The sequence below is a fragment of the Dongia sp. genome (assembly GCF_041910485.1).
Lineage (GTDB): Bacteria > Pseudomonadota > Alphaproteobacteria > Dongiales > Dongiaceae > Dongia.
In genome coordinates this window covers 1-1,897 of sequence record NZ_JAYRQR010000010.1, presented here as the reverse complement: position 1 = coordinate 1,897, position 1,897 = coordinate 1, and the positions used below count along the sequence as shown (strand labels likewise).

Here is a 1,897-nt window from a genome sequence, read left to right as displayed (position 1 = left end):
TACACGATAGACCGCCAGCTCTCGCTCGGCGGTTTTTCCATCGTGTACCTGGCGACCGACCCCGAGGGGCGGCAAGTGGCGATCAAGGAGTATCTGCCGAACAGCCTGGCGTTGCGCGCACGCGGCGAAATCAAGCCGGTCATCACCTCGGATCATCTCGGTGCCTTCCGTTACGGCATGAAGTGCTTCTTCGAGGAAGGTCGCGCCCTGGCCCGCCTGTCACACCCCAACGTGATCCGCGTGCTGAATTTCTTCCGCGCCAATGACACGGTGTACATGGTCATGGAATACGAACACGGCCGTACGCTGCAGGAATTCATCCAGAAGCACCAGGGGCATATTTCCGAACGCTTCATCCGCGGGGTGTTCACCCGCATGCTCAACGGCCTGCGCGAAGTGCATTCCAACAAGCTGCTCCACCTCGACCTGAAGCCATCGAACATCTACCTGCGCAGCGACAATACGCCGGTACTGATCGACTTTGGCGCCGCCCGCCAGACGCTGCTCAATGACCAGCCCATGCTCAAGCCGATGTACACGCCGGGCTTCGCCTCGCCGGAACACTACGGATCACGCAAGGATCTCGGGCCGTGGAGCGACATTTACAGCGTCGGCGCGTCGATGTACGCCTGCCTGGCCGGGGTGGCCCCGCAGGCGGCGGACTCGCGCCTGAAGAAGGACACCCTCGCCCCGGCGATGATGCGCTGGGACGGCCAGTATTCGGACCGCCTGCTCGAAATCATCGACTGGTGCCTGAACCTCAACCACCTCTACCGTCCGCAAAGCGTCTTCGCCCTGCAGAAGGCGCTGGTCGAGACCGTTACGCCCCCCAGCCCGAAAGCCACGCCGAATTGGCTGGGCCGTTTCGTCGAAAAATTCAGGAATCCGATCCGATGAGATTCACCATCTATCAGGAAAGCCGCGTCGGCGGCCGCGCCAACAATGAAGACCGGACGACCTACTGCTATTCGCGCGATGCGCTGCTGATGGTGGTCGCCGATGGCATGGGCGGTCACCATTATGGCGAGATCGCGGCCCAGATCGCCGTGCAGACGCTGGCCGATACCTTCCAGCGCGAGGCCAAGCCGCTGCTCGCCGATCCCTTCCGCTTTCTGCAGAAGAGCATGACCAATGCCCATCATGCCATTCTCGACTACACCACCCGCCACCACCTGCGCGATACGCCGCGCACCACCTGCGTCGCCTGCATCGTCCAGGACAACGTTGCCTACTGGGCGCACGCCGGCGATTCGCGCTTGTACCTGATGCGCGACGGCCGGGTCATCGCCCAGACCAAGGACCACTCGCGCATCCGCCTGCTCATCGAGGAAGGCATGATCAGCGAGGCACAAGCCGCCTTCCACCCGGACCGCAACAAGATCTACAGCTGCCTGGGCAGCCCGACGCCGCCGGAAATCGAGTTTTCGCGCAAGACCCCGCTCAACCACGGCGACATCCTGCTGCTCTGCTCGGATGGCCTGTGGGGCGAAATGTCCGGCGACATGATGGCGGTGGCGCTGAAGGGCAGCAACCTGCTGCAGGCCGTGCCGATGATCCTCAATCAGGCCGAAACCAAGGGTGGCCCGCATCGCGACAACCTGTCGGTGGTCGCCGTGCGCTGGGAGGACGCCTACGTCGAGGAAGCGAGCAGCGCCATTTCGACGCAAACCATGAGCCAGGACGAAGTGACCACCCGGCTCGAGGAATTCGGCCGCAACCCGGCCTACAAGAGCGAATTGAGCGATGAGGAGATCGAAAAGGCGATCGACGAAATCCGCAACGCCATCGACAAATACAACCCGAAGAAATAAGGAAAACCCATGCGCCCCAGCCAACGCCAGCCAGACCAGCTCCGCACCGTCAAGATCACCCGCAATTTCACCCGCCACGCCGAAGG

At 62.5% G+C, this 1,897-nt stretch carries 2 protein-coding genes; both read left to right on the top strand.

Features of this window, described 5'->3' with window-relative positions:
• Nucleotides 1-897: serine/threonine protein kinase (locus tag ACE3PP_RS02570; protein WP_374377631.1), on the top strand; the 897-nt coding region annotated here is incomplete at its 5' end.
• Nucleotides 894-1,811 (top strand): PP2C family serine/threonine-protein phosphatase, encoded by a 918-nt coding sequence (locus ACE3PP_RS02565; RefSeq protein WP_374377628.1) that lies wholly within the window; start codon nucleotides 894-896, stop codon nucleotides 1,809-1,811. The genes ACE3PP_RS02570 and ACE3PP_RS02565, both read left to right, overlap by 4 nt.
• The last annotated feature ends 86 nt before the right edge of the window (nucleotides 1,812-1,897 follow it).